22 protein-coding genes are annotated in these 26728 nt (G+C 59.7%); 19 read left to right on the top strand and 3 right to left on the bottom strand.

Features of this window, described 5'->3' with window-relative positions; all coding sequences use genetic code 11:
- The first annotated feature begins 258 nt into the window (after positions 1-258).
- The 10 genes from edd to gntR all read left to right on the top strand — a co-directional run bounded on the left by edd (position 259) and on the right by gntR (position 10707).
- Complete coding sequence (gene edd, locus KQ940_RS06470; RefSeq protein WP_217412613.1) at positions 259-2091, top strand: phosphogluconate dehydratase; 1833 nt, start codon at positions 259-261, stop codon at positions 2089-2091.
- 21 nt (positions 2092-2112) lie between these two features.
- Positions 2113-2751: a bifunctional 4-hydroxy-2-oxoglutarate aldolase/2-dehydro-3-deoxy-phosphogluconate aldolase gene (locus tag KQ940_RS06465; protein ID WP_217412612.1), complete on the top strand. Its 639-nt coding sequence runs from the start codon at positions 2113-2115 to the stop codon at positions 2749-2751.
- Positions 2752-2974: 223 nt separating this feature from the next.
- Positions 2975-4447, top strand: a complete 1473-nt coding sequence (zwf, locus tag KQ940_RS06460) for a glucose-6-phosphate dehydrogenase (RefSeq protein WP_217412611.1) — start codon at positions 2975-2977, stop codon at positions 4445-4447.
- Positions 4440-5171 (top strand): 6-phosphogluconolactonase, encoded by a 732-nt coding sequence (gene pgl / locus KQ940_RS06455; RefSeq protein ID WP_217412610.1) that lies wholly within the window; start codon positions 4440-4442, stop codon positions 5169-5171. The genes zwf and pgl overlap by 8 nt, the downstream gene beginning before the upstream one ends.
- 1 nt (position 5172) lies before the next feature.
- A complete protein-coding gene (locus KQ940_RS06450) occupies positions 5173-5769 on the top strand; it encodes an HAD family hydrolase (RefSeq protein ID WP_217412609.1) in 597 nt (198 codons plus the stop codon).
- Between the two features lie 328 nt (positions 5770-6097).
- Positions 6098-7111 (top strand): TRAP transporter substrate-binding protein, encoded by a 1014-nt coding sequence (locus KQ940_RS06445; protein ID WP_217412608.1) that lies wholly within the window; start codon positions 6098-6100, stop codon positions 7109-7111.
- A 68-nt stretch (positions 7112-7179) separates the two neighbouring features.
- Positions 7180-7761, top strand: coding sequence for a TRAP transporter small permease subunit (locus KQ940_RS06440; RefSeq protein ID WP_217412607.1), 582 nt, complete (start codon positions 7180-7182; stop codon positions 7759-7761).
- Positions 7754-9076 (top strand): TRAP transporter large permease, encoded by a 1323-nt coding sequence (locus KQ940_RS06435; RefSeq protein WP_217412606.1) that lies wholly within the window; start codon positions 7754-7756, stop codon positions 9074-9076. The genes KQ940_RS06440 and KQ940_RS06435 overlap by 8 nt, the downstream gene beginning before the upstream one ends.
- 11 nt (positions 9077-9087) lie before the next feature.
- Complete coding sequence (locus KQ940_RS06430) at positions 9088-9576, top strand: gluconokinase (protein ID WP_217412605.1); 489 nt, start codon at positions 9088-9090, stop codon at positions 9574-9576.
- Positions 9577-9693: 117 nt separating this feature from the next.
- The gene (gene gntR / locus KQ940_RS06425) at positions 9694-10707 is read left to right on the top strand and encodes a gluconate operon transcriptional repressor GntR (protein ID WP_217412604.1); all 1014 of its coding nucleotides are present in this window, start codon (positions 9694-9696) and stop codon (positions 10705-10707) included.
- A gap of 21 nt (positions 10708-10728) precedes the next feature.
- On the opposite strand, the gene KQ940_RS06420 is transcribed toward gntR, so the two are convergent.
- The gene (locus KQ940_RS06420) at positions 10729-11706 is read right to left on the bottom strand and encodes a carbohydrate kinase family protein (RefSeq protein WP_217412603.1); all 978 of its coding nucleotides are present in this window, start codon (positions 11704-11706) and stop codon (positions 10729-10731) included.
- Positions 11703-13382, bottom strand: a complete 1680-nt coding sequence (gene pgi, locus KQ940_RS06415; RefSeq protein WP_217412602.1) for a glucose-6-phosphate isomerase — start codon at positions 13380-13382, stop codon at positions 11703-11705. The genes KQ940_RS06420 and pgi overlap by 4 nt, the downstream gene beginning before the upstream one ends.
- A 637-nt stretch (positions 13383-14019) precedes the next feature.
- Here pgi and KQ940_RS06410 point away from each other — a divergent pair.
- Positions 14020-14994 carry a carbohydrate porin gene (locus tag KQ940_RS06410; RefSeq protein ID WP_343222624.1) on the top strand — a complete coding sequence of 325 codons (975 nt, stop codon included), beginning with the start codon at positions 14020-14022 and terminating at the stop codon, positions 14992-14994.
- Positions 14995-15187: 193 nt separating this feature from the next.
- Here KQ940_RS06410 and KQ940_RS06405 read toward each other — a convergent pair whose 3' ends face one another.
- Complete coding sequence (locus KQ940_RS06405) at positions 15188-16264, bottom strand: LacI family DNA-binding transcriptional regulator (protein ID WP_217412601.1); 1077 nt, start codon at positions 16262-16264, stop codon at positions 15188-15190.
- A gap of 481 nt (positions 16265-16745) precedes the next feature.
- Here KQ940_RS06405 and KQ940_RS06400 point away from each other — a divergent pair, with 481 nt between their 5' ends.
- The 8 genes from KQ940_RS06400 (at position 16746) to KQ940_RS06365 (ending at position 26728) form a co-directional block, all read left to right on the top strand.
- The gene (locus tag KQ940_RS06400; protein WP_246589789.1) at positions 16746-17540 is read left to right on the top strand and encodes a response regulator; all 795 of its coding nucleotides are present in this window, start codon (positions 16746-16748) and stop codon (positions 17538-17540) included.
- 10 nt (positions 17541-17550) lie between these two features.
- Positions 17551-20181 carry a PAS-domain containing protein gene (locus KQ940_RS06395; RefSeq protein ID WP_217412600.1) on the top strand — a complete coding sequence of 877 codons (2631 nt, stop codon included), beginning with the start codon at positions 17551-17553 and terminating at the stop codon, positions 20179-20181.
- Positions 20181-21104 carry a substrate-binding domain-containing protein gene (locus KQ940_RS06390; protein ID WP_217412599.1) on the top strand — a complete coding sequence of 308 codons (924 nt, stop codon included), beginning with the start codon at positions 20181-20183 and terminating at the stop codon, positions 21102-21104. The genes KQ940_RS06395 and KQ940_RS06390 overlap by 1 nt, the downstream gene beginning before the upstream one ends.
- 140 nt (positions 21105-21244) lie before the next feature.
- Positions 21245-22261 (top strand): LacI family DNA-binding transcriptional regulator, encoded by a 1017-nt coding sequence (locus KQ940_RS06385; protein WP_217412598.1) that lies wholly within the window; start codon positions 21245-21247, stop codon positions 22259-22261.
- A gap of 172 nt (positions 22262-22433) precedes the next feature.
- The gene (locus KQ940_RS06380; protein ID WP_217412597.1) at positions 22434-23213 is read left to right on the top strand and encodes a ThuA domain-containing protein; all 780 of its coding nucleotides are present in this window, start codon (positions 22434-22436) and stop codon (positions 23211-23213) included.
- Positions 23213-24295: a Gfo/Idh/MocA family protein gene (locus KQ940_RS06375; protein ID WP_217412596.1), complete on the top strand. Its 1083-nt coding sequence runs from the start codon at positions 23213-23215 to the stop codon at positions 24293-24295. The genes KQ940_RS06380 and KQ940_RS06375 overlap by 1 nt, the downstream gene beginning before the upstream one ends.
- A gap of 84 nt (positions 24296-24379) precedes the next feature.
- Positions 24380-25645, top strand: a complete 1266-nt coding sequence (locus KQ940_RS06370) for an ABC transporter substrate-binding protein (protein WP_217412595.1) — start codon at positions 24380-24382, stop codon at positions 25643-25645.
- Between the two features lie 72 nt (positions 25646-25717).
- On the top strand, positions 25718-26728 hold the full coding sequence (locus tag KQ940_RS06365) for a carbohydrate ABC transporter permease (protein ID WP_217412594.1): 1011 nt from the start codon (positions 25718-25720) through the stop codon (positions 26726-26728).

Raw genomic sequence — 26728 nt, 5'->3', positions numbered from 1 at the left:
CTTTTCATTAGCTGAGCGGCTTCCATCCATCCATTTAGTGCCGGGTTCGCGCTTATCTCCTTTTATGACAGGGTCAGGCGTTCAATATTGTCCTAACCTGAAAGCTGATACGAGCTCTTTGATCCTATTTTGAAAGTAATAAAAACAAAATAAAAACGTTATTCGGGGCTTGTTATCGGTAAATATGTATGGATAATACGTAACTAAATTACATAACAAGGTTCAAGCGGCCGACAAGTCAGGCCCGGGAGATACGGCATGAATCCAACCGTAGCGGCAGTAACTGAGCGCATCATCGAGCGCAGTCGGCAAACCCGCGCCGATTATCTTGCGCTCATGGAGCAGGCGCGGCGAAACAAGCCGCACCGTACGGAGCTCTCCTGTGGCAACCTGGCGCACGGCTTTGCTGCCTGTGGTGGCGAAGATAAAAACCGTCTGAAGCTGATGCAGCGCGCCAATGTCGGCATCGTCTCCGCCTACAATGATATGCTCTCGGCGCACCAGCCGCTGGAGCGGTTTCCGGCGCTGATCAAGGAAGCGGCAAGCGGCATGGGCTGCACCGCACAGTTTGCCGGTGGCGTGCCGGCGATGTGCGATGGCGTGACCCAGGGTCAGCCCGGCATGGAACTGAGCCTGTTCAGCCGCGATACCATCGCCATGGCCACCGCCGTGGGGCTTTCGCACAATATGTTCGATGCCGTGCTCTGCCTCGGCGTCTGCGACAAGATCGTACCGGGTCTGCTGATCGGCGCGCTCAGCTTCGGTCATCTGCCGGTGATCTTCGTGCCGGCAGGCCCCATGACCACCGGGCTCTCCAACAGCGAAAAATCCCGCATCCGCCAGCTCTACGCCGAAGGCAAGGTGGACCGCGATGCGCTGCTGCAGTGCGAGTCCGACTCCTACCATGGCCCCGGCACCTGCACCTTCTACGGTACCGCCAACTCCAACCAGTTGCTGATGGAGGCGATGGGCGTGCATCTGCCCGGCACCTCCTTCGTCAACCCCAATACACCGTTGCGCGATGCGCTGACCAAGGCGGCGGCCGAACAGGCCTGCCGTATCACCGAGCTGGGGTCGGACTACCGCCCGCTGTGCCAGGTGATCGACGAGAAGGCGATCGTCAACGGTATCGTGGCGCTACTGGCCACCGGTGGCTCCACCAACCACACCATGCATATCATCGCGATCGCCAGGGCGGCCGGTGTCATCGTCAACTGGGACGACTTTGCTGATCTGTCCGACGCGGTGCCGCTGCTGACCCGGATCTACCCCAACGGCAGTGCCGATGTGAACCACTTTCACGCCGCCGGCGGTATGGCGCTGCTGTTCCATGAACTGCTCAGTGCCGGGGTGTTGCACGAGGATGTGCTGACCGTGGCCGGCAGGGGGCTGGCGCAGTACACCTGCGAGCCGTTCCTGGATGGCGACAAGCTGATCTGGCGCGAAGGGCCGAAGCAGTCGCTGGATCCGGAGGTGGTTGCCAGCGTCGGCGAGCCGTTTGCGGCCAACGGCGGCCTGAAACTGATGAAAGGTAACCTCGGTCGCGGCGTGATCAAGATCTCCGCCGTCAAGCCGGAACACCGTGTCGTGGAGGCGCCCGCGGTGGTGCTGCACGACCAGAACGATCTGGAGCCGCTGTTCAAGAGCGGCAAGCTGGAGCGCGACTGCATTGTTGTCGTGCGCTTCCAGGGGCCTTCGGCGATCGGTATGCCGGAACTGCACAAGCTGACCCCCTATCTGGGCACGCTGCAGGATCGCGGTTTCAAGGTGGCGCTGGTCACCGACGGGCGCATGTCGGGGGCTTCCGGCAAGGTGCCGGCGGCGATCCATGTGACCCCTGAAGCCTACAACGGCGGCATGCTGGCCAGGGTCCGGGATGGCGACTTGGTGCGGCTTGATGCCAATACCGGCGAGCTGGTATTGCTGGTCGACGAATCGGAGTTGGCGAAACGCGAACCCGCCATCGCTGATGTCAGCCATAGTCACCATGGCATGGGCCGCGAGCTGTTCGCCGGTATGCGCCGCCTGGTGACCGGGGCCGAGCAGGGGGCCTGCTCACTGTTTGTTGATAATCCGGGTCAGTCGATCTGAAGCGGGTCCAGAGGAATAGAGATGAGTACACAGGTAGATACAGTTCTGAACAGCGCGCCGGTGATGCCCGTGTTGGTGATCGAGCGGGTTGAGGATGCGGTCCCACTGGCCAAGGCGCTCAAGGCAGGCGGTCTCAATGTGCTGGAGGTGACCCTGCGCACCAGTGCCGCGCTGGAGGCTATCCACGCCATCGTCGCCGAAGTGCAGGGTGTCATTGTCGGTGCCGGTACCGTGACCAGGGCGTCCGAACTGGCCGAGGTCGCTGCGGCAGGCGCGACCTTTGCCATAAGCCCAGGTGCCACCGCGGAGCTGCTCAAAGCCGGGCTGGAGTCCAATATCACCTATATCCCGGCGATCAGCACCGTTTCCGAGCTGATGAATGGACTGGATGCCGGATACCGGGCATTCAAGTTCTTCCCGGCCGAGGCCAGCGGCGGCACCGCGATGCTGAAATCGATCGCCGGTCCTTTCCCCGATGTGCGCTTCTGTCCGACCGGGGGTATAGGGCCCGATAACTTCATGGATTACCTGAATCTGCCCAACGTGAGCTGTGTAGGCGGCTCATGGGTAGTACCTGCGGGCCTGATCCGCCAGCAGGACTGGGAGGGTATCACCGCCCTGGCGGCCGCCGCCGTTGAGCGGGCCGGTCAGCGTGGCTGATCTCTCCAATCGCCTGGTCCGGGTTTTTGGTTGCTACCCGGATCGGCACACCCTTGGAAAAGGACGGGTACATAAGGCGGTTTGCTTCGTAGTGTCAGCAGCTGCAATGGTCCGGTTTTATGTACTGCATGTCTCTTTCATGCCGCCTGCCTGAGGCGGCTTTTTTATTTCATAGCTACGGTTAGGTTAAGAACACCTATATCAACCTAAGGAGTCTGACAAGATGAGTGCCCAGCTGATCAATCACGCCTGCGATTTTGTGCTGTTTGGCGCACGGGGTGATCTGGCGATGCGCAAACTGTTCCCGGCACTGTATCAGCTGCATCGTGCGGACCTTTTGCATCCGAATACGCGGCTGGTCGGTGTGGCACGCAACGAGTCCACGCAGGAGGAGTTCGTCGATGCGGTGCTGGCAACACTCAAGCGCTATCTGAAGCCGAGCGAGTTCGAGGCCGAGGCCTGGGAGGGGTTCAGCAAGCGCCTGCACTACCTCAAGATCGAGATGACCAAGGCGGCCGACTACAAGCAGATCACCCGCTTAGTGGAAGGCTCGGCCAACACGCTGGTCAACTATCTCTCCACGCCGCCGGCTTTGTTCGCCGACATCTGCAAGAACCTGCATCTGTCCGGTGCCGTCACGCCGAGCACCCGGATCATCATCGAGAAGCCGATCGGTCATGACCTGGAGAGCTCCCGGCAGATCAACGACACCGTCGCCCAGTATTTCAACGAGAATCAGGTCTACCGCATCGACCACTACCTGGGCAAGGAGACGGTGCAGAACCTGATCGCGCTGCGCTTCGCCAATAACCTGTTCGGCTCGCAGTGGAACCAGAACCATATCGACCACGTGCAGATCACCGTCTCTGAAACGGTTGGTATCGAGGGGCGCTGGGGCTACTACGACAAGGTCGGTCAGATGCGTGACATGGTACAGAACCATGTGCTGCAACTGCTCTGCATGGTGGCGATGGATCCGCCGAGCCAGCTTACCGCCGACGGTATCCGTGACGAAAAGTTGAAAGTGCTGCGCGCCCTGCGCCCGATCACGGCCGAGAACGTGGCCCGGCGCGCGGTGCGGGGGCAATACACGGCCGGTGCCATCAACGGCGCCGCCTGTCCCGGTTATAAAGAGGAGGAGGGCAGCAGCGGACAGAGCAATACCGAAACCTTCGTTGCCCTGCGCGCCAACATCGACAACTGGCGCTGGGCCGGCGTGCCTTTCTATATCCGTACCGGCAAGCGGATGGCGACACGGATGGCGGAGATCGTCATCGTCTACAAGAACCAGCCGCACTACATCTTCGATCCGAAGCAGAAGAGCATGGTCACCAACAAGCTGATCATTCGCCTGCAACCGGACGAAGGGATACGCCTGCAGGTGGTGACCAAGGAGCAGAGCCTGGATAAGGGGATGGCGTTGCAGAGCCGCGGCCTGAATCTGAACTTCTCCGAGGGACAGGAGGGGGTGCGTACCCCGGAAGCTTACGAGCGCCTCATTCTGGAAGCGATGCGCGGCAACCAGTCGTTGTTTGTGCGCCGCGACGAGATTGAGGCGTCCTGGACCTGGTGTGATGAGCTGATCAAGGCCTGGGATGAGAGTGGCGACCAGGTCAAACCCTACCCGGCAGGTAGCTGGGGGCCGATCGGTTCCATCGCCTTGATCGAACGTGACGGGAGGTCCTGGCATGAATGAGCTTGAACTCTATCCGGGGTTGAATCAGGCGTTGGAACTGAAGCAGTTCGCCGCGCGTGAACAGCTCGAACAGGATCTCTGTGCGCGCATCTGCAACCTCCTGCAGGCGGGTATCGAGAGTCGCGGCGAAGCGGCGCTGGTGGTCTCCGGCGGACGCACGCCGGCGGGGCTGTTCCAGCGCCTGTCCGAGCAGCCGCTGGAGTGGTCCAAGGTGCTGGTGACGCTGGCGGACGAGCGCTGGGTCGACAATCAACACGAGGACTCCAACGAGCGTTCGGTGCGCACTCACCTGCTACAGAATCATGCGGTGGCCGCACGGTTTCTGCCGCTGGTGAACGCTGAGGCGACGCCGCATGAGGGGCGGTCCGAGGCTGAGTTGCTGCTGAGTATGCTGCCGGAGAGGGTGGATGTGGTGATTCTTGGCATGGGCGAGGATGGTCATACCGCCTCGTTCTTTCCCGATGCTCCGGAGTTGGCGCAGGCGCTGGATCCGCAGCCCGCTTGCGACTGCGCGGCGGTTACGCCGCCGGTAGCACCGTGGAAGCGGATCACCCTGACCCTGCCGCGATTGCTCGCCAGCCACCAGATCATCGTCCACCTCTGTGGCCAGTCAAAGCTGCCGGTGCTGCAGCAGGCGCTGGCGGAGGGAGCTGTGGAGCTGATGCCGATCCGCTCGGTACTGCGGCAGAAGGGCACACCGGTCGCAATCTACTGGGCGCCCTGAGATGATCGATCTACAAAAATATGCCGGTATCGTCTTCGACATGGATGGCACGTTGGTGGACACCATGGAGGGGCATCTGGAGTCCTGGCGGCTGACCTGCGAAGCCTACGGCTTTCCGTTCGACAAGGCGTACCTGCACGGCCTGGGCGGCGTGCCGTCGGTCCGCACCGTGGAGATGCTGAACGAGCTGCATGGCCTCAGTCACGATGCCGAAGAGGTCGCCGAACACAAGTACCGTACCTGGCGCAGCATGAAACCGGATCCGCAACTGATTCCCGAGACGCTGGGTGTTTTTCGGCACTATCGGGCGTCGAAAAAGATAGGTGTTGGTACCGGCGCCAAGCGGGAAAGCGCGGAGATCATCTTGAACGCCGTCGGCTTGATCGACCAGCTCGACGCCCTGGTGACCTCAAGCGATGTCGAGCAGGGCAAGCCTCACCCCGATACCTTTCTCAAGGTGGCGGAGTTGATGGGCGTGAATCCGAGCGACTGCGTGGTGTTCGAAGATACCGAGATCGGCCGCCAGGCCGCTGCTGCTGCGGGCATGGATTGCTTTCTGTTCAGTGACGGCGAGTTTCGGTTTTATCCGTCCGAGTGATTTCTGCTCACACTAAGTGCTGTCCGGACCTGAGGTACTGCGGTCCGTGCGGCACCCTCGCGTTATTTTACCATCCCTTACTCATCGAACAGTCCCCCCTATCTGGGTTGTGCTCAATGCCTGTGTTTGCCTGAGGCGTGCTCCCGTGTGAAGGGAGGCGGCTTTCTGGCGGCGTTTTAAATACACGGCGAGATAAGTGAAGTTGTTGTTGAATAGTTTAAATGTTACCGGTAAAGTTATCGTTGTTACCGGTAACATTTGATTGTTGCGGTTCATAATTAACACATTGACCTACTCTTGGTTCGACAATAAAAACAGGAACAGACAGATGAAACTCTCAACCAAGCTCCTGACTGCAGCCCTGTCCGGGCTGATCTCCGTTTCCACCTTTGCCGCCGACTTTACTTTCAAGGTGCAGTCCTCCGACCCCTCCGGCGACAAGAACTTTCAGATCCAGCAGCAGTGGGCCGAGCGTGTCGGGAAGATGTCCGGCGGTCGGCTGGAGATCAAGCTGCTGCCGGTGGGTAGTGTGGTCAAGCACACCGAAACGCTGGATGCGATCAAGATGGGCATCCTAGATGGTCATGTCACCGCCACCGGCTACTTCTCCGGCAAGGATCCCGCATTCGGCCTGATCGGCAATACGGTTGGCGCCTGGTCCGATACCTCGCAACTGCTGCAGTACATCAACTACGGTGGCGGTTATGAACTGATGACCGAGCTCTACGCCCCTTATGGCGTGAAGTTTGTCGGCGCTTCCACTACCGGTGTTGAGTCGTTCGTATCCAACGTGCCGATCGACGGCGTTGATGACCTCAAGGGGGTGAAGCTGCGCGCGCCGGAGGGGCTGGTGCAGAAGGTGTTTGCTGCCGCGGGGGCTGCGCCGGTTAACCTGCCGGGATCCGAGGTATTCACTGCGTTGAGCAAGGGTGTAATCGACGCCGCCGACTACACCGTGTTCTCGACCAACCAGAAGGCGGGCATGAACGATATCGCCCAGCATCCGGTGCAGCCCGGCTTCCACTCCCTGCCGCTGATCGATGTGTCGGTGAGCCAGAAAAAGTGGGACAAGCTGCCGGCCGATCTACAAGAGATTCTTACCGTGTCGGTGCGTGACTTCGCCCAGGATATCACCACCCAGCTGCGTATCGCCGACCAGCAGGCGGTGAAGGATGCGCGCAACAACCCGGAGATCACCATCCACGACTGGTCCGCGGAGGAGCGCAAGAAGTTCCGTGCCATCGCCCGCTCCCAGTGGGCGGAGTTTGCCCAGGAGTCGGACAATGCGATGAAGGTGTATAAGTCGATCACGGCTTATCTGGAAGCCAACGGTCTGCTCTAAGATACCCCTTACTTCTCTGATGCCTGAAGGTGGGGTGCACAACCCCACCTGACTCTCTGGACTCTGTCATGAAAGCTCAACAACGCATTCGCGAAGAGGAAGCGCATGAGGTGGAGCAGCACGGTCGCACCCGGCTGGATCGCTGCATACTGCAGGTCGGTAATCTGCTCAGCCTGCTGTTCGTATTCACCGTCGCGATCTCCTTCTTCGAAATCCTGATGCGCTACCTGTTCAACGCCCCGACCATCTGGGTGCATGAATCGGCGGCGTTTATCGGCGGCTCGCTGTTCGTGATCGGTGGCGCCTATGCACTGGCCAACGACAAGCATGTCCGCGTGGTGCTGATCTACGACCAGGTCTCGCCACGCGTGCGCTGTTACCTGGATATCTTCCACGCCCTGGCCGGACTGCTGTTTACCGGGATGCTGGCCTACGGTGCGTGGATGATGATGACCAGCGCCTGGCTCTCGCCTCTGGGCGAGCTGCACCTGGAAAGCTCCGGTTCCGCCTGGAATCCTCCGTTTCCGGCGCTGCTGAAGGCGCTGATCCTGCTGGTAGTGTGTGTCATGTTCGTTCAGTTTCTGCTTCACCTGATTGACGACTTTCGTCGTCTCGGGCGGTTGAAGCGCGGAGGTAAGTTGGATGTTTGATCTCTCCGCAATCGGAATCGCCTACGGCAGCCTGCTGATGCTGGGGCTGATGATTATGCTGCTGCTGACCGGCATGCAGCTGGCATTTGTCACCGGTCTGGTGGCACTGGTGTTTACAATCGGCTGGTTCGGCGTCGACGCGATGCCGCTGATTACCAGCCGCATGTACAGTTTCGTCAACGGCTACGTCTTTCTGGCGGTGCCGATGTTCGTATTGATGGCGGCGTTGCTGGACCGCTCCGGTATCGCGGTCGATCTGTTCGACGCGATGAAGCGGGTGGCGCGCAGACTGCGCGGCGGGGTGGCAGTGCAGACGCTGATCGTGGCCGTCATTCTGGCGTCCATGTCCGGCGTGATCGGCGGCGAAACGGTGCTGCTCGGGATTCTGGCACTGCCGCAGATGCTGCGCCTGGGCTACAACCGCAAGCTGGCGATCGGTACCACCTGTGCCGGCGGTGCGCTGGGTACCATGATGCCGCCGAGCATCGTGCTGATCATCTACGGCATGACCGCCAGCGTGTCGATCGGGGACCTGTTCAAGGCCGCCTTTCTGCCCGCCGCGATTCTGGCCGGCTTCTATGTCGTGTATGTGCTGGTGCGCTGCTACCTGAACCCGTCACTGGCGCCGCTGCCGACGGCGGAAGAGCTGGCCGCGGATGATGAGCGCGAGATCAACTACCTGAAGGCACTGTTCTTCCCGGGGCTGACCGTCGCCATCGTACTCGGCAGCATCTACACCGGCGTGGCTTCGGTGACAGAGGCCTCGGCTTTGGGTGTGGTCGGTATCATGCTGAGCGCGTTGATCCGCGGTGAGCTGAACCTCGGCATGATCCGCGACAGCGCCAAGGCGACGATGCAGACCTGCGGCATGATCATCTGGATCGGTATCGGTGCCAGTGCGCTGGTCGGGGTATACAACCTGATGGGAGGTATCGACTTTGTTGAATCGGTAATCCTGTCGCTCAGCGACGGTCATGCAATGACCACGGTGCTGATCATGATGCTGATCCTGCTGGTGTTGGGGATGTTCCTGGATTGGGTCGGCGTTGCGCTGCTGACCATGCCGATTTTCGTGCCGATCATCACCAGCCTTGGCCTGGATCCGATCTGGTTCGGTGTGGTGTTCTGCCTGAATATGCAGGTCTCCTTCCTGTCGCCGCCGTTCGGTCCCGCCGCCTTCTACCTGAAGTCGGTAGCACCCAAGGATATCAGCCTCGGCGAGATCTTCTCCGCCCTGGTGCCGTTCATCATGCTGCAGATCCTGGCATTGACGCTGGTGGTGCTGTTCCCGCAGCTGTCGCTCTGGTGGCAGTAGGAGGCCGACACATGCAGAAGAAGTTTATCGTGATGGGGGTCTCCGGCTGTGGCAAGTCGCTGATCGGATCCATGCTGGCGGAGCGTCTCGGATTGGCGTTCTTCGACGGTGACGACTTTCATCCACGGGCGAACGTGGAGAAGATGCGCCAGGGTACGCCGCTCAACGATGAGGATCGCTATGGCTGGCTGGAGTCCCTGAACGCGCTGCTCAACCGTGAGGAGAGTGCGGTGGTCGCCTGCTCCAGCCTCAAGCCTCGGTACCGCGAACAGCTGCGCCGGGGCAACGCTGCGCAACTGATCTATCTGAAGGGGAATATCGAGACGATCTGGGCTCGCCATAGCTGTCGCGAGGGGCATTACTTCAATGGCCGTAAGATGCTGGAGAGCCAGTTCAGAGAACTGATCGAACCGAAACCGGGGGAGGCGATAGAGGTCTCCATCGATCAGCCTGCCGAGCGGGTGCTTCAGACTATTCTGGATGCCTTGGTTGAAAAATAAAGGTCGCCTTCGCCTGCGCAGGTGTTCGGCTCCGTTGTCGGGCAGGGCGCTGGGTGCTTTGCCCGACACGCTTCCGGCGGTAAGATGTTACGCGTAACAGGACGTTTGGATGCCAGAATGACCGCAAAAAGAAGAAGACCCACCCTCCAGGATGTTGCAGATCGCGTCGGTGTCACCAAGATGACGGTGAGCCGGTATCTGAAACATCCAGAACAGGTATCGAGCGCGTTGCGGGAGACTATCCAGCAGGCGCTCGATGAGCTGGGTTACATCCCCAACAAGGTGCCTGACATCCTCTCCAGTGCCAAGAGTCATGCCATCGGCCTGCTGGTGCCCTCGCTGACCAACCAGGTGTTCGCCGAGATGATCCGCGGCTTCGAGTCGGTGGTGGAGCCGGCGGGTTACCAGACCATGCTGGCCCACTACGGTTATAGCCAGAGTGCCGAAGAGGCGCGCATCGCCACTCTGCTGGGTTACAGCGTGGATGGTTTGATCCTGTCGGAGAGTTTCCATACCGAGCGCGTACGGCGGATGATCAAGATCGCCGGCGTGCCGGTGATCGAACTGATGGATTCGGTATCACCGGCCATCGAACAGGCGATCGGGTTTGATAATACCGCCGCCGCCTATGCCATGACCGAGCTGATGATCGAACGCGGGCACCGTAATACCGTCTATTTCGCCGCCCGTATGGATGTACGTACCCGGCTCAAGATTCTGGGCTACGAGCGGGCGATGCGCAGGCATGGTCTGGAGCCGTTCAGTCTGCAGACGGAGGAGGCCTCCTCGTTTACCCGTGGCGCGCTGTTGCTGCGTCAGGCGCTGGTGCGGCGGCCGAACCTGGACGGCATCTTCTGTACCAACGACGACCTTGCCATCGGTGCCTTCTACGAGTGCCAGCGTCTGGGTATCCCGGTACCGCAGCAGATCGGCATAGCCGGCTTTCACGGTCACGACATTGCGGCTGCGATGGTGCCGAGACTGGCGACGGTGGTTACGCCACGCGAGGAGGTGGGGCGTCTGGCGGCAGAGAATCTGTTGGCGCGGTTGCGGGGCGAGCCGGTCGGTCGGCCGGTGATCGATCTGCCTTTCCGGCTGGAAGCGGGGGAGAGCCTGCGACCAGCGAGCTGACCGCAGGCTCAAGGGGGGCGTTTATAGGCTCAGATCTGTCTGCGCAGGCAGCGCATCGAACGCACCCTTGCGGGTGACGGCGAAGGCGCCGCACTGCATGCCGGTGTTCAGTACCGCTTCAAGCAACTCGCGGTCGCTCAGCGACTGCAACCGATCACGGCTGATATCCCTTTTGGACAGCGCATAGAGCACACCGCCGGTGAAGGCGTCGCCTGCTGCAGTGCTGTCGATCACCTTGGTCTTGGGCGGTTGCAGCTCGCCGTTCAGCTCGCGGCCGCTCTTCCCCCCACAATAGTAGCGCAGAGGGTTGCCGCCGTCGGTGACCAGGATCAGACTGACACCGGCGTCGCGAATGCGCTGGATCACCTCATCTTCGCTCTGGTTGCGGCACAGGAACGCCAGCTCCTCGGTGCAGAGCTTGAGCAGATCGGTCTGCTCGATCGCCTGCCAGATGAACGGAGTTGGGTCCAGGTCGGACGGCCAGAGGTTGTGGCGCAGGTTGATATCGAAGCTGACCAGATAACCCTTCTCATGGGCCTTGGCGACTCCGGCCATAGTGGTGTCGCGAATACCGGCCTCGGTCAGGGTGTTGGAGCAGAAGTGGAAGATGCCCGGTTCGTCGAACCAGTCGCTGCCGAACTCCTCCGGACGGAACAGCAGGTCCGCCGAGGGTGAGCGGTAGAACTCGAACGAGCGCTCGCCATGTTCGTCCAGCGAGACGAATGCCAGCGCCGTTTTTGCTTCCGTCGTCTGCAGCAGATAGTCGGTGTTGACGCCTGCGTTTGCCATGGCGTCGCGCAGGCAGTCGCCGAACATATCCTGTCCCACCTTGCCGGCGAAATGGGAACGGCCGCCGAGCTTGGCCACCGCCACTGCCACGTTGGCGGGCGCGCCGCCGGGGTAGCGGGTAAAGGTTTCCGGGCCGTCCAGATCGGCGCCGCCGACCCGGTTGGAGAGCATATCGATCAATGCCTCTCCGAAACTGATCACTTTGTTCATGGTTTTACGCTCTCGGCCGGTTTCGCGGCCTCGCTCTTGGCGGTTTTCTTTACCGATGCCCGGGCTGCGGCTTCGGTACTGCTTTTCTTGCCCTGCATATGCTGACGCACGATCTCCATCAGCCCCTGCGTCGACTGGTCATACTCCGAGCTCTTCAGTTCGATGTTGCGGCTGATCTCTGTGGCCAGGCGTTTGCCCAGCTGTACGCCCCACTGGTCGAAGGAGTTGATGTTCCAGATCGCGCCCTGCACGAACACCTTGTGCTCGTAGAGTGCGATCAATGCGCCCAAGTTGCGCGGGCTCAGGCTTTCCAGCAGCAGGATGTTGCTGGGGCGGTTACCCGGGCAGGTGGCGTAGTCCAGCATACCGTTTTTCTGGTCGCCGTTCATGAACGCGTTGGCCTGGGCCAGCATATTGGTGAGCAGGGCGAAGTGGTGCTCCTCGGTCTGTTCATCCGGCTGCAGTGAGGCGATAAAGTCGATCGGCACGAAGCGGGTGCCCTGGTGCAGCAGCTGGAAGAAGGCGTGCTGGCCGTTGGAGCCGGTCTGCCCCCAGACGATCGGCCCGGTGGCGTAATCGACCGGATGACCATCCATATCCACGGACTTGCCGTTGCTCTCCATATCCAGTTGCTGCAGGAATGAGGGCAGCTGATGCAGTGCCTGATCGTAGGGGATGATCGCCTGGGTTTCGGCACCGAGGAAGTTGATGTACCAGATGCCGATCAGTGCCAGCAGTACCGGCATGTTCTGCTCGAGCGGTGCTTCGAGGAAGTGGCGGTCCATCTCGTAGGCGCCTTCGAGCAGCTCGATAAAGCGGTCGTATCCGATGCTCAACGCGATCGGTAGGCCGATGCTGGACCAGAGCGAATAGCGCCCGCCGACCCAGGCCCAGAATTCGAAGATGTTCTCGCGCTTGATGCCGAACTCCATCGCCGCCGCCTGGTTGGTCGACACGGCGACAAAGTGCTGGCTCATATCGGTCTGCGCACCGGTATTGTCCAGGAACCAGCGTCGTGCCGTCTTGGCGTTGAGCAGCGTCTCCTGGGTGGAAAAGGTTTTGGTGGAAACGATGAACAGGGTGGTTTCCGGGTCGAGACCGCTCAGCACCTTCTTGATGTGCTGGCCATCCACGTTGGAGATGAAGTGGAAGTTCATCTCCGGGTGCTTGTAGTTGAGCAGGGCGCGGCAGACCATGTTCGGCCCCAGGTCGGAGCCGCCGATGCCGATATTGACCACGTTGCGGATCCGTTTGCCGCTGAACCCTTTCCACTCGCCGCTACGCACCTTCTGGCTGAACGCTTCCAGTTTCTTCAGGCCCGAGCGGATATCCGGCATCACGTCCTTGCCGTTGACCACTACCGGCTCGTCGCCGCAGTTGCGCAGTGCGGTGTGCAGTACCGGCCGGTTTTCGGTGGTATTGATGATGTCGCCGGAGAACATCTGCGCCCGACGTTGACGTAGCGGAGAGTGTTCCGCCAGCGCGAACAGGGCCTTCAGCACCTCGTCGTTGACCTTGTTCTTGGAGTAGTCGAGAAACAGCTCGCCCAGACGCAGGCTCATCTTGTCGAAGCGGCCCGGGTCGGTGCTGAAGTAGTCGGCGATACGGTCGTCTTGGGTCTTTTCCGCCAGGGCCTGGAGCTTCTTCCAGGTGACAGAGGAGCTTAGCTGATACATGGCGCGATCTCTTGTTCTGTTTTGGAGGCGAGTGCTCCGGTTCTCAGGGTTATAGCGTCAACAAGTAAACGGAGAATGTCGTGCCGACCCTTCCGTTGTAACAGTTGTAATAGATGGCGGCTGGGGCTTGGGGTTGGCTTGGGTTGCCCGGCGCCATCAATTACTGGGACCTGAGAATTAGGCTATCACGAATGTAGTAAAAGTACATATATGGCATGCCATTTTGGTGAGTTTTTTTACGATTAATATGTAATAAAAGCAAATTCGTATCGGTTTTAATCGGCTTTTGTACAGGTGGTGTTGCGTGGGGATGCTCTCTCTTTTGGGGCGGATTTCTATCAAGGGCCTTGCGGCGGCGCTGTTCGCTGTCGATTCCTGTGATTGAGCCGCATGCGCTTGAAATTGCTATAAATGTAAAAATACCTAAAATATCTTGCTATTAAGTCTGTTTAAGATTGTTTAAGTAAATTAAGTATGTAAGTTTAGCAACTTTTTGTTGAGTCTCACATCCAACGGCTTTTAACATCGATTCTCGACGCTGGCCGGTTTGGCATCATCCGATCCTGATCGGTATCTGCCTGCCGTAGGAGGTGTTCTCCTGCCGGCACGAATCCCGTAGTTATGGAGCGAGAGAGTCGTGAATAAAAATAAGAGCCGTTATGTAAAGCAGATTTTGGGCGCCGCTGTTCTGGCTGCAATGGCCAGTCAGGCGATGGCAGAAGTGAGCTTCGATGCCAACATCGAATTGAACACCGATGCGGTCGATGCTGAAAATGCGGATACCACCTATGACCAGAACGGTCGTGTTGAGGTCAACGCCTTCGGTCGCCACGAGAAGGGCGGCTACTTCGTTCAGGGGCGCGGTACTGTCCTGCTGAACACCGATGGCGAAACCGATGTTGATGATGCCTGGATTCAGTTCGGCAACTCGACTTGGGATCTGCAGGGCGGGCGCTTTGAAGCGGTCAACCTGTTCCCGCTGGGTAAGGACACCCTGATCGTTCATGCCGGCGGCGACGAAGTTTCCGTTTATGAAGCCAACAAGGCGCGCGGTCGTATCGGCGATGGCGGTGGCCAGCTGGCGCTGCATTTCAATGCCAGTGAGAGCATTAAGTTCGAACTGGGCACCGTGTTCGGTGACCCCGAAGTGGGCGGCGACGACACCACGGCGTTTGGCGGTGTGCGTCCGGCCGTGACCTTCATGGGCGACGGCTTTAGTGTGACCGCCGGTTACGAGCGTGTCAGCTATGATCTGGCTGCCGGAGGTGATGTCGATCAGGAGGGTTTTGCGCTGACCACCAGCTTTAATGTGGGTGCTGCCGCGATCAACCTGTCCGCCACGCATGGCGAGGACAACAATACCGACGAAGAGACCGATTCCTACGCCGCCAACATGACGTACGGCAACTTCGGTGCGGGCCTGATCTACTCTCAGCTCGATATGGCCGATACTGACGTGACCACCGCTTATGTGGCTTACACCGTGCCGCTGTTCGATATCGACAACGCGTCGGTAACCTTTGCCGGCTCCACCTCCACTGCGGACGGCGTAAGCGATGCGGTAAGCGATCAAACCAACGCCGTACGCGTACGCTTCAACTACACCTTCTAATCGCGTACCCAGGCGCAATAGAATCGGATCAGACCCCCTTCCTGCTCCGGTTCTATCGTTTGCCTCAAGTCGTATTTTCGACCCTTTCCTGTGCGGAGAGCCTGTCCAACAGCTCTCCGTTTTTTATGTACAGGATGTACGGTATGCCGCGGGCGCATGGATGCGCGGGAGCGGCGATGTACAGGATGTACGGTCAGGTAGACGGTCGTGGGCAACTGCCGCCGATCAGCAGTTCCGTCGGCAGCACGATATGCTTGTTCTCCTGAGCATCTAGAAACAGCCTGCCCGCCTGTCGGCCCTTCTCGATACTGTTCTGCTGCACGGTGGTCAGGGAGGGGTAGCAGTTCAGCGCTTCCGGAATACCGTCGAAACCGACGATCTTCAGCTCTTCGGGAACCCGGATGCCGAGCTTCTGCGCCTCCTGCAGCGCAGCGATCGCAATGGTATCGCTCATGCACAGCAGCAGTTCGGGCCTGGGGTTGCACAGCAGGGCTTCGCGTGCCGCTTGCTGGGCGCAGGCATGGTTGTTGACGGGGATATTCCAGATGCAGTCGTGCAGGAGTTGCCGGTTCCGCTCGGCAAAGGCCGCGCGATAGCCGCTCAGACGCTGGACCGAGATCGACTCGCTTTCGTCGAACAGCTCGCCCGGATCATAGACGCGACAGACATGCCGGGAGTCGATCAGCCTGAGCCCGAGCACGCCCACCCGCTGTGGCCGGTGCATCAGGGCATGGCGGGCGCCGACAAGGGCGCCGCCGAAATCGTCGCTCTGGATGCTGCTGTTCTCTTCAATGGTGCAGTCGACGCTGATCAGGGTCTTGCGTTGCCGGATCAGTTGATCATACGCCTGGCGGTTATTCATCTGGCCGTAGATGATGAAGCCGTCCACCATCGCTTCGTGCTGCCGGAACTGGCAGCCGCTGTCTATCTCCTTGGCGGAGAGCATCAGCAGGTTGAGCTGGGCCCTGTCGAGCTCTTCCGTCAGTCCGGTCAGGAACTGGTTGGCAACGGTGTCTTTCAGGTTGTAGGAGAGGCAGTCGGACAACACCACGCCGACGATCCCGACCCGCCCGGGGCGGGGGGAACGAGGGGGCAGGCCGGGACTGCGATAGCCGAGGATCTTGCACTCATGCAGTATTCTCTCCCGCAACTGAACCGACAGTTGATCCGGTCGGTTGAAGGCGTTGGAGATGGTGGCGGCTGAAACACCGAGATGGCGGGCGACATCTTTGATCGTCAGACGACGAAGTTCGGTTTCCTTCTCCGTCATGACAATCTCCTCCCGTCTGGCGCGACCCGGTCTGGCGTGACGCGAACTAAACTGATGTCAACGACGAACGGTTCTTGGAGGCATTGCTGGATCTGGAAAGGAGTATCACTGGACATGACAAACTCTACTTATTGTTATGTTGTGTAATGTTACTACATCGATATCCTGAACAACCAAGTAGTGATCCCGTCTTCCTGGCTGTCCGGTTACGATGGGTCGCGGATTCTTCGCCTGGCGAGGTTGATTGTCTCGCACCGATTGGGCCGCTTTTGGAAGCATACTACAGTAACGTGAAAATGAAGTCGTAAAAAATGACGTTATAAAATTACAGGTTTTGTAACAATTGAAATTTTGTCGACGCTGAGCTGTGCTATGTAAGGACGCCTGTACATGCGTACATCCTGTACATGGCCGCTCCTGCGCATCCATGCGCCCGCGGCATACCGTACATCCTGTACATAACTATAAAAGAGGAGTGGTAATGTCCAATCCCGCCCCGATGGACTCTGTTTCGCCGGATCGTACCGTTTCCGACCGGACAGCTACAGACCGTATCCGTTTTCGAATTCTGGTGGTCGACGATGAAGCCGATATGCGGGAACTGCTGCAGGACCTGCTGGAGGATAGCGGCTACGAGGTGCATACCGCCTCCGGCGGAAACGAGATGAGAGCTGCGCTGAGTGAGTCGGTATTTTCGCTGGTGATTCTGGATCTGCGCCTGAAAGGGGAGGATGGCATGCAACTGGCGAAGGAGCTGCGTCAACGTTCCAGCATTCCGATCATGATGCTGACCGGCAAGGGCGATGAAACCGACCGCATCCTCGGACTCGAGATCGCTGCTGACGATTTCCTGATGAAGCCGTTCAACAACCGTGAACTGGTGGCGCGGGTGCGTGCCATGCTGCGTCGTACCACGGAGTTGAGTGGCCCCGCCTCTCGCGACGATCAATACCGTCACGAGCGCCTGAGCTTCGATGGCTGGATTCTGGATCTCTCCGCCCGTGTGCTGACGCGTCCTGATGGCAAGCCGGAACCGCTGACCAGTGCCGAGTTCACCCTGCTGGAAGCGCTGGTCAAGGCCCATGGTCGTGTGCTTAGCCGGGAGCAACTGCTGGAAGCGACACGGGGAATGGATACCGAAGTGTTCGATCGCACCATCGATGTACTGATACTGCGCCTGCGCCGCAAGATCGAGCCCAACCCCCGCCAGCCGCGCTATATCCGTACCGAGCGTGGTATCGGATATCAGTTCAGTGAAGCGGTGATGCAGTGCTGAGGGCGCAGCGTTGAACGACGCCTCATCCTCTGCCAGGCAAAAAGCCGCGAGCCGGTTGTGGCGCGGCCTCCGGGTACGTACGCGGCTGCTGATCGCATTCAGCGTTCTGCTTGGCGCGACGCTGGCCATTGCCCTGGTCGGCTGGGCCGGACTCAGTAACACCGGCACTGCGCTCAGTCAGTTCGAAGAGCAGGCGCTGCCCGATATTTCGCGCTCCCTGGAGCTGGCCGAACGCACCGCCAACCTGGCGGCGGTTGCGCCCTATGTGGCCAATGCCAGCAGCCCCTTCCTGTTGCAGGGCGAAAGCCAGAACCTGCGTGATCGCATTGCAAAAGTATTGGCCTTGGCCGGTGCGATTCCGCAACTGGATGCGGCCGCGCCCAGGCTGCAGACCCTGCTCCTGCAACTGGAGCGCACGGTGAACGATCTGGTTGAGCTGACGCGGCAGCGACTGTTTCTGCGCGAGGATCTGAGACAGTCCGAATACCAGCTCGGTACCCTGGCGTCCCGCTATGGGGAGGATCCCCAGCACGCCCCGGTTGTGCAGCTGGCGGAGCGGCTGATGCTGGCGGCGCAGGTCAACAACCCGGCGGAACTTGATCTGCTGCAACAGCGTTACGGCAGTGCCTTGGCGCTACTCAAAACGGGCGCTTATGACCAGGTCGCGGTCGATCAGCTGGAGCGGATCGGATCCGGCGAGGGCAACCTGTTTCAGTTGCGTATGAATCAACTGGAGCTGGAACAGCGCAGTGCCTTTCTGCTGGCCTCAACGCGGGCGATCAGTGAACAGCTGAGTACCGAAGTCGGTCGTTTTGTCGACCATGTGGAGAGCCGGATCGAGCAGCAGAGCCGGCGTGTCGGCATCGCCGTGGCCTCCGGTAAGAGTGGCATCCTGATCATCACCCTGCTGGGGATCACGGTTGCATTGGGCGGTATCTGGGTGGTGCGCTTGCTGGCACGGGATCTCGGTGCCGTCACCGGCTTGATGACGCGGCTCGCGGCGGGAGACACCGATCAGCAGACCCCGGCGGTGGAGCGTATCGACGAGATCGGCGACCTGGCGCGTGCGTTTCAGGTGTTCCGCGAGAACGCGGTGGAGATTGCGCGTATCAGCCAATCGCTGCGTGAACAGAGCCGGCTGCTGGAGACAGTGTTCAACAATATCAATGACGGTTTGAGCGTGTTCGACGGCGAGGGGCGGCTGCTGGCCTGGAATCCGCGCTATGCGGAGATCCTGAGCCTGCCGGCCGACAAGCTGGAGCCCGGCGCCACCTTGGAGCAGGTACAGGAGCTGCTGGCGGAAGAGGCGCGGGACAGCTGGGCGCTCGACGGCGTTGCGCTCGATCGCGATGAGCTTAATTCGCTGCGTCGCGAACGGGTGCAGCGGTTCGAACGGCACTTCGCTGACGGCCGGATCGTCGAGTTTCGCAGTTCACCCCTTCCCGGCGGTGGCTTCGTGACCCTGTACAGCGACCTGACCGAGCGCAAGGCGATCGAGGAGCAGCTGCGGCAATCGCAGAAGATGGAGGTGCTGGGGCAACTGACCGGCGGTGTTGCGCATGACTTCAACAACCTGCTGGCGGCGATTATCGGCAACCTGCAACTGCTGGAAACCCGGTTGGAGCCGGACAGCAAGGCGGTCAACAACGCGCGGCGGGCGCTGGCGGCGGCCGAGCGCGGTGGCGGCCTGACCCAGCGTCTGCTGGCGTTTGCGCGCAAGCAGCGCCTGCAGCCGGAGACCATCGATGTGGACCGGCTGATTGGCGAGATGCTCGATCTGATCGAGTACAGTGTCGGGCCGGCCATTGAGATCGATCTGACCCTGAATGCTACCCCCTGGCTGGTCAATGTGGATCCGGGGCAACTGGAGAACGCGCTGCTCAATCTCGCGATCAACAGTGCGGCGGCGATGCCTGAGGGTGGAAAGCTGCGTTTCGAGACCTGTCATGTCGATAATGCCGGCCTGGAGTCGGGCGATGAGGCGGTGTTGGTGCGGGTGCAGGATACCGGTGCCGGGATCAGCGAAACTCACCTGGCGCGAGTGTTCGAGCCCTTCTTCACCACCAAGGAGGTGGGCGAGGGCAGCGGCCTCGGCCTTAGTATGGTGTATGGCTTCGTCAAGCAGTCCCAAGGCGATATTCGGATCCATAGCCAGTTGGGCGAAGGCACCCGGATCGACATCTTACTGCCGCGGGTGACCGATTTGAGGCCGCAGGAGCATGACCAAGATGACCAGGGAGCGCTGCCGAGCGGCCGGGGAGAGTGGGTGCTGCTGGTTGAGGATGACCAGCCGGTGCGTGACATGGCGGAGGATATGCTGGACTCGCTGGGCTATCGGGTCGAGTCGGTGGTGAGCATCGAGGCCGCCTACACCGCCCTGACCGAACGGACCGACTTCGCGCTGGTGTTTACCGATATCAATCTGGGCACGGCGGAGAATGGCCTGCACCTGGCCCGGGATGTGGCCGAGATGCTGCCGGGGTTACCGGTTTTGCTGACATCGGGCCTGCCTGCCGATCAGCTCAGCAGCCGTTACGGACTGCCGGTCGGGCAGTTCGTGCTGGCCAAACCCTACCATCGTGAGGCCCTGGCCAGGGCGGTTTCCGACGCCTTGGCTAACACTGAAAACAAGGAGTCTTGATGAGCGCGCGTGCAGTCCTGATCTGTCTCTGTTCATTGCTGGTACTGCCCCGGCTGGGTTGGGCTGAGCCACTATCGATCGGCGTCAGTGTATCGGATCTGGGCAACCCCTATTTCCAGCGTATCGCCCGGGCGGCGGAGCAGGAGGCAAGGCGGCAGATCGGCGATGAGGTCCGGGTACAGGTGATGTCCAGTGCCTATGACCTGGAGCGTCAGGCGGCGCAGATCGACCGCTTCATCGCCGCCGGCGTGGATCTTATCCTGCTCTCGGCGGCCAGCTACGATGGCCTGAACGACGCCATTGCAAGGGCACATGAAGCGGGTATCTATGTTATCGCCGTCGATGTGCAGGCTGCCGGTGCCGATGCCACGGTCACCACCGATAACGCGGCTGCCGGGCGCCTCGCCTGCGACTATCTGGTACGGCAGCTGAACGGCAGCGGCAGGGTGGTGATCATCAACGGTCCTCCGGTCTCCTCGGTGCTGGAGCGTGTCGAGGGATGCCGCAACCGGCTGGCGCAGGAGACCGGCATCGAGCTGATGTCGATGGATCAGAACGGCGGTGGCAGCTTCGAGGGCGGCTTTGAAAAGATGACACATCTGCTGACCGCCTTCCCGCAGATAGACGCCGTGTTCACCATCAACGATCCCACGGCGCTGGGCGCCGAGCAGGCGGCGAACGAGGCGCAGCGCCACGAGTTCATCATCGCCAGTGTCGACGGTGCTCCGCGTGCGCTGCAGCGCCTGCCGGACGCCGACACCTTGCTGCGTGCCACAGCCGCACAGTTCCCCAGCGAGATCGCGAAGAGAGCGATCGAGTTGGGTGTACGGCTGATTAGAGGCGATACCCTGGAGCGGGAGCTATGGTTGATACCGCCCGAACTGATCACGGCGGACAATGTGGACCAGTTTGGGCAGTGGTAGTGGCAAGTACCGCGAGCCTGGGCCTGTTCTTTTGTTCTGTTTAGCTATCAGCGGGTATGATAGCCGCATTGTTCCAGGATGATGCCAAGCGTTAAGGATTGAAAGTCATGCCGTCTTCCCGTCAACCGAGTGCTAAAGCGATGTCGTCTCAATCGACCGGCGCTGGTTCAGAGAAAAGTGCAACCATCCATGAGATTGCAGAGGCTGCCGGTGTGTCCATCGCCTCGGTCAGTCGTGCTTTGAATGGCAAGCCCGGCATCAGCGAAAAGCTCAGGCAGCACATCCTGAAGATCAGCGAAGAGATCAATTACCGGCCGAGCACGGCGGCGCGGCAACTGATCGGCGGCAAAAATGCCGTTGTCGCCATCTCGATGCGCGAGCATGGATTTGAACTGCGGCCCTATTTCACCCTGCTCTATATGAGCCTGGTGGTGGAGTTGAGCAAGCAGGGCAAAACGCCGGTCTATTTCAGCTACTCAGACAGTGAGCGTATCCATCAGCAGGCCGGCTCGGCGATTCTGCTCGGTGAAGAGGAGAACGAATATCGGCCGGAGATGCTGACCCGGCAGGGGATCCCCTATATCCGCATCGATCAGTGGGATCCGGGCTTTTCGATCTCGACCGACGGCGAGGACGGCATCTATCAGGCGACCCGTTACCTGATCGAAAAGGGGCGTAAGCGTATCGCGTTCATTGGCGAGGAGATCGAGAAAAACGCCGCGTTGCCGATCCATCCGCTGCCCGTGCCTGAACACCGTATATATGGGTTTCGCCGGGCGCTGGACGAGGAGGGAATGAAGCCCGCACACGTCATCAGTATCCCCTTTGCCTATAATGCGACCTTGACCGCCTATCGAACTATGCGCGAAATCCTAAAAACTCGGCCCCTCGAATTCGATGCACTGGTCTGTGAAGCGGACGAGCAGGCGATCGGTTGTATCACCGCGTTCGAAGATGAGGGGATCAAGGTTCCCGAACAGGTGGCGATTACCGGTTTCGACGATCTGCCGCTGCTGTCCAAGAACTTGACCACCGTGCATCAGGATATTCCGATGGTGGCCGCCGAGGCCGTTAATCTGCTTAACGACGCGATCGCCGGAGCCGCGCCGCGTCGAGTGGTACTTCCCGTCAAGCTGATCGTGCGCGATAGCGCCTGATATCAAATCGCACATTTCTGTTCCCAATAATCTAATGAGCTTAAAAAGTAGGTTTTAATACGTAAATTTCATAACGTAAACGTTTACTATCTTTACGTAAACGTTTACCTTTTGTCTTGTGCAGCAGCCGAATTCTGCTTGATAACAATAAAAGCCTTGATAGGAGAGAGTCATGACAGTGCGTGCCACGGTCTGGGGTGAGAACGTTCATGAACAGACCAATGAAATCGTTGCCCGTATCTATCCGGACGGGATGCATAACTGCATTGCCCAGGCGTTGAATGAAGATCCGGATATCGAGGCGATCTCGGTCACCCTGCAGGATCCGGATCACGGTCTGACCGAGGAGGTGCTGGAGAATACCGATGTCCTGCTCTGGTGGGGCCATGCCGCCCACGGTGCCGTATCCGATGAGATTGTCGACCGGGTACAGAAGCGGGTGCTCGAGGGGATGGGGCTGCTGGTGCTGCACTCCGGTCACTACGCCAAGATCTTCAAGCGCCTGCTCGGTACCACCTGTTCATTGAAATGGCGTGAGGCAGGTGAGCGCGAGCGGCTCTGGGTGGTCAATCCCGGTCACCCTATCGTGCAGGGTGTCGGCGACTATATCGAGCTGCCGCACACCGAGATGTACGGCGAGCCGTTTGCAGTGCCCAACCCCGACGAGGTGATCTTTATCAGCGCGTTCGAGGGTGGCGAGGTGTTCCGTTCCGGCCTCGTGTACCGCCGTGGCAACGGCAAGATCTTCTATTTCCGCCCCGGTCATGAGACCTACCCGATCTACTATGATGAGAAAGTGCGCCGGGTGCTGAAAAACGGCGTGAAGTGGGCACGTCCGGAGGGTTCGCGCTGGATCGATAGCTGTCCCAACGTGCCTGCCGATCAGGCTCCTAACCCGGTGGAGATCAAGGGCGAGAGCCTGCACAAACCCGGCGAAGAGGGGTTCAAGTGATGGTCAGGCTCGGTATTGTTGGCGCGGGTGCCATGGGCGGTCATCAGGCCGGCAAGTTTGCAGCCGTCCCCGGCTGTAAGCTGGTGGCGGTCTGTGATGTCGATCTCGCGCGTGCTCATGCATTTGCGCTGAAGCACGGTGTCGATCAGGTCTATGCCAGCGTTGATGAGATGTTGGCCAGCGCGAATCTGGACGCGGTTTCAGTTGTAACGCCGGATAAGTTCCACAAAGACGCTGTCATGAGGGTGATCGCCGCCGGCAAGCATGTTCTGTGCGAGAAGCCGCTGGCCACCAATGAGGCCGACGCTATCGAGATGGCGAAGGCGGCTTGTCAGGCTGGCGTCATCAATATGATCAACCTCAGCTATCGCGATTCCGCGGCCCTGCAGCGGGCGCGGGAGCTGATTGCCGACGGCATGCTCGGCCGCGTCATGCATGTGGAAGCCAGTTATCTGCAAAGCTGGCTCAGCAGCAGGGTATGGGGTGACTGGCGCCGCGATCCGCAGTGGCTGTGGCGACTTTCCAGTGAGCACGGCAGCAAGGGCGTGCTCGGCGATGTCGGTATCCATATCCTCGATTTTGCCAGCTTTCCGGTGGGTGACATCCTCAGTGTGAACTGCAAGCTCCAGTGCTATGACAAGGCGGAGGGTAACCGCATTGGTGAGTACCCGCTGGACGTCAACGACAGTGCGCTGATCCGGGTCGAGTTCGCCAACGGCGCGCTGGGCACGGTGCACACCACGCGCTGGGCCACTGGGCATCGGAACTCGCTGCGTCTGCGCATTTTCGGTGATCGCGGTGCGTTAACAATTGACATCGATATGGAAAGCGGTTGGGAGACAATGGCGCTCTGTGTCGGTGATAACGTCGATCTGGCGCAGTGGGAAAGGCTGGAGCTTGAGCCGACGCCCAGTATCTACCAGCGCTTTATCACGAGCATCGAAAACGGCGTCAATGACCAGCCTGACTTCGAGCGTGGCGCCCGCCTGCAGTCGATTCTGGATCGCTGTTTTGATGCCGATCTGCAGGATCGCACGCTGGCGGTTCGGCAAAATACGGCGCCTTTGGCGGCCTCTGCCTGATTTGAAGAGTCAGTCAAAAGTATTTGAATGACTTAATTGATGACAGCGGATGTCGCGATTCTAAAAACAATAAGAGACGAAAACATGACTAAAATTCTGAAAGCTTTTCTCACCGCCTCCCTGCTCGGGGCAGGTTTGACCTCCATGGCTGGCCAGGCTGCTACGCTGAACGTCCCCTGCACCACGGGAACAGGCTTCAAGCAGTGCGAAGCGTTGGCGCAGGCATGGGCCGAATCCAGCGGTAACAGTGTCAAGATCGTCACCGTACCCTTCTCATCATCCGATAAACTAGCTCTGTACCAGCAGATTCTCAGTAGCCAATCCGCCGACCTGGATGTGTTCGATGTGGACGTGGTCTGGCCGGGTATTCTCGGTGCTCATTTCGCCGATCTCGCGCCCTATACCCAGGGTGTCGAACAAGCGCATTTCCAGTCGATCATTGCCAACAACCACTACAAGGGCAAGCTGGTGGCAATGCCGGCGTATACCGATGCGCCGGTGCTCTACTATCGCAAGGACCTGCTGGAAAAGTATGGTGAGCCTGTACCGATTACCTGGCAGGAGATGACCGATTCGGCCAAACGGATCCAGGAGCAGGAGCGCGCGGCCGGCAACGACAAGATGTGGGGCTATGTGTTCCAGGGTAAAGCGTACGAAGGTTTGACCTGCGACGCACTGGAGTGGATCGACTCTTTTGGCGGTGGGACTCTGGTTGAGTTCGATGGCGAGATCAGCGTCAACAACCCCAAGAGTGCTGCGGCGCTCGATCTGGCGGCGAGCTGGGTCGGCAGTATTACGCCGCAGGGGGTGCTGAACTATGACGAGGAGGGCGCGCGACGGGTATTCCAGTCAGGAAACGCCGTATTTATGCGCAATTGGCCCTATGCCTGGGCTCTGGCCAATGGCGATGAGAGTGTCATCAAGAACAAGGTCGGTATCGTCCCCTTGCCGATGGGGCCGAACGGACAGCACAGCGCCACCCTGGGCGGCTGGCAGTATGCAGTCTCGAAGTACTCCGAAAACGTTGAAGCGGCTGCTGACTACGTCATGTACGTGACCAGTGCAGCGGCGCAGAAGCAGAACGCCCTACTCAACGGTTATCTGCCGACCATCGTCTCTCTCTATGAGGATGAAGAGGTGCTCGCTGCCAATCCGTTTTTTGCCTATATGCGTGCAACCCTTGAGGAGAGCGTTGCGCGCCCCTCCACAGTGACCGGCGAGAAGTACAACCAGGTCTCCAACGAGTTCTGGAATGCGGCTCACCGGGTACTCTCCGGGAAGTCCAGTGGCGCCGAATCGGTCGCCGAGTTGGAGCGCAAGCTCAAACGTATTCGCGGACGTCGCTGGTAAACCTTTCAGCCCGGCGGGCAGGCACGCCCTGTCCGCCCTCCCAGTCAAAGAATAACGAGATAGGGGAGTGTCATGGATATCTCAACCGTTAGTGGCCCTCAAGCGCGATCCCTGCCGGTGAATAGATCGCCGAGAGGCGCACTGCAGGGCAAGAAGAGAACGGGGCTCAGCGGTTTCTCGCGACAACGCATCCGCACCGCCTGGCTGTTCCTGTTGCCGATGATTCTGGGGCTTGCCTGTGTGGCCGGCTGGCCGCTACTGCGAACCTTCTACCTGGGGTTTACCGACTCCTCACTGTCCAATCTCGATGGTGCCAACTTCATCGGATTCGAGAACTACCTGGTGTACGACCAGGGCGAGTGGTACGGCATACTGGCTGACTCGCTCTGGTGGAGGGCGGTTGGCAATACCGTCTATATCACGCTGCTGTCGGTTTCGCTGGAGACGGTGCTGGGTGTGCTGGTCGCCTTGATCCTGCACGCCAAGTTTCCCGGTCGCGGGCTGGTACGGGCCGCGATCCTGATCCCCTGGGCGATACCCACAGTAGTGTCGGCCAAGATGTGGGGCTGGATGTTGCACGACCAGTACGGTGTTATCAACGACCTGCTGATGTCGCTGCACCTGATCTCCAGCCCTGTGGCCTGGACCGTGAACCCCGACACAGTGCTGGGCACCATCGTCGCGGTCGATGTCTGGAAAACCACGCCCTTTATGGCGTTGTTGACCCTGGCCGCACTGCAGATGCTGCCGAAGGATTGCTATGAAGCCGCTCGTGTCGATGGCATCCATCCGATCAAGGTGTTTTTCAAGGTCACCCTGCCGCTGATCAAGCCGGCGCTGGTGGTGGCGGTAGTGTTCCGCATGCTCGACGCGCTGCGCATTTTCGACCTGATCTACATCCTGACCTCGAACAGCGAGGACACCATGTCGATCTCGATCTACGCCCGTCAGCAGCTGATCGACTTCCAGCAGGTCGGTTACGGCTCGGCTGCCTCCACGCTGGTATTCCTGTTGGTGTTTGGTCTGACGCTGGGCTACATCTTCGCCACCCGTCTGAAATTCGATGGTTCAGGAGATCACTGA

The organism is Marinobacterium ramblicola, from assembly GCF_019084545.1.
GTDB classification, from domain to species: domain Bacteria; phylum Pseudomonadota; class Gammaproteobacteria; order Pseudomonadales; family Balneatricaceae; genus Marinobacterium_D; species Marinobacterium_D ramblicola.
The sequence above is the reverse complement of the archived record's forward strand: the minus strand, read 5'-3'. Positions and strand labels throughout refer to the sequence as shown.

Bases quoted from the DNA above. Each gene is read 5' to 3' on its own strand.
- edd (WP_217412613.1), top strand. From the start codon at position 259: ATGAATCCAACCGTAGCGGCAGTAACTGAGCGCATCATCGAGCGCAGT.
- KQ940_RS06465 (WP_217412612.1), top strand. From the start codon at position 2,113: ATGAGTACACAGGTAGATACAGTTCTGAACAGCGCGCCGGTGATGCCC.
- zwf (WP_217412611.1), top strand. From the start codon at position 2,975: ATGAGTGCCCAGCTGATCAATCACGCCTGCGATTTTGTGCTGTTTGGC.
- pgl (WP_217412610.1), top strand. From the start codon at position 4,440: ATGAATGAGCTTGAACTCTATCCGGGGTTGAATCAGGCGTTGGAACTG.
- KQ940_RS06450 (WP_217412609.1), top strand. From the start codon at position 5,173: ATGATCGATCTACAAAAATATGCCGGTATCGTCTTCGACATGGATGGC.
- KQ940_RS06445 (WP_217412608.1), top strand. From the start codon at position 6,098: ATGAAACTCTCAACCAAGCTCCTGACTGCAGCCCTGTCCGGGCTGATC.
- KQ940_RS06440 (WP_217412607.1), top strand. From the start codon at position 7,180: ATGAAAGCTCAACAACGCATTCGCGAAGAGGAAGCGCATGAGGTGGAG.
- KQ940_RS06435 (WP_217412606.1), top strand. From the start codon at position 7,754: ATGTTTGATCTCTCCGCAATCGGAATCGCCTACGGCAGCCTGCTGATG.
- KQ940_RS06430 (WP_217412605.1), top strand. From the start codon at position 9,088: ATGCAGAAGAAGTTTATCGTGATGGGGGTCTCCGGCTGTGGCAAGTCG.
- gntR (WP_217412604.1), top strand. From the start codon at position 9,694: ATGACCGCAAAAAGAAGAAGACCCACCCTCCAGGATGTTGCAGATCGC.
- KQ940_RS06420 (WP_217412603.1), bottom strand. From the start codon at position 11,706: ATGAACAAAGTGATCAGTTTCGGAGAGGCATTGATCGATATGCTCTCC.
- pgi (WP_217412602.1), bottom strand. From the start codon at position 13,382: ATGTATCAGCTAAGCTCCTCTGTCACCTGGAAGAAGCTCCAGGCCCTG.
- KQ940_RS06405 (WP_217412601.1), bottom strand. From the start codon at position 16,264: ATGACGGAGAAGGAAACCGAACTTCGTCGTCTGACGATCAAAGATGTC.
- KQ940_RS06400 (WP_246589789.1), top strand. From the start codon at position 16,746: ATGTCCAATCCCGCCCCGATGGACTCTGTTTCGCCGGATCGTACCGTT.
- KQ940_RS06390 (WP_217412599.1), top strand. From the start codon at position 20,181: ATGAGCGCGCGTGCAGTCCTGATCTGTCTCTGTTCATTGCTGGTACTG.
- KQ940_RS06385 (WP_217412598.1), top strand. From the start codon at position 21,245: ATGTCGTCTCAATCGACCGGCGCTGGTTCAGAGAAAAGTGCAACCATC.
- KQ940_RS06380 (WP_217412597.1), top strand. From the start codon at position 22,434: ATGACAGTGCGTGCCACGGTCTGGGGTGAGAACGTTCATGAACAGACC.
- KQ940_RS06375 (WP_217412596.1), top strand. From the start codon at position 23,213: ATGGTCAGGCTCGGTATTGTTGGCGCGGGTGCCATGGGCGGTCATCAG.
- KQ940_RS06370 (WP_217412595.1), top strand. From the start codon at position 24,380: ATGACTAAAATTCTGAAAGCTTTTCTCACCGCCTCCCTGCTCGGGGCA.
- KQ940_RS06365 (WP_217412594.1), top strand. From the start codon at position 25,718: ATGGATATCTCAACCGTTAGTGGCCCTCAAGCGCGATCCCTGCCGGTG.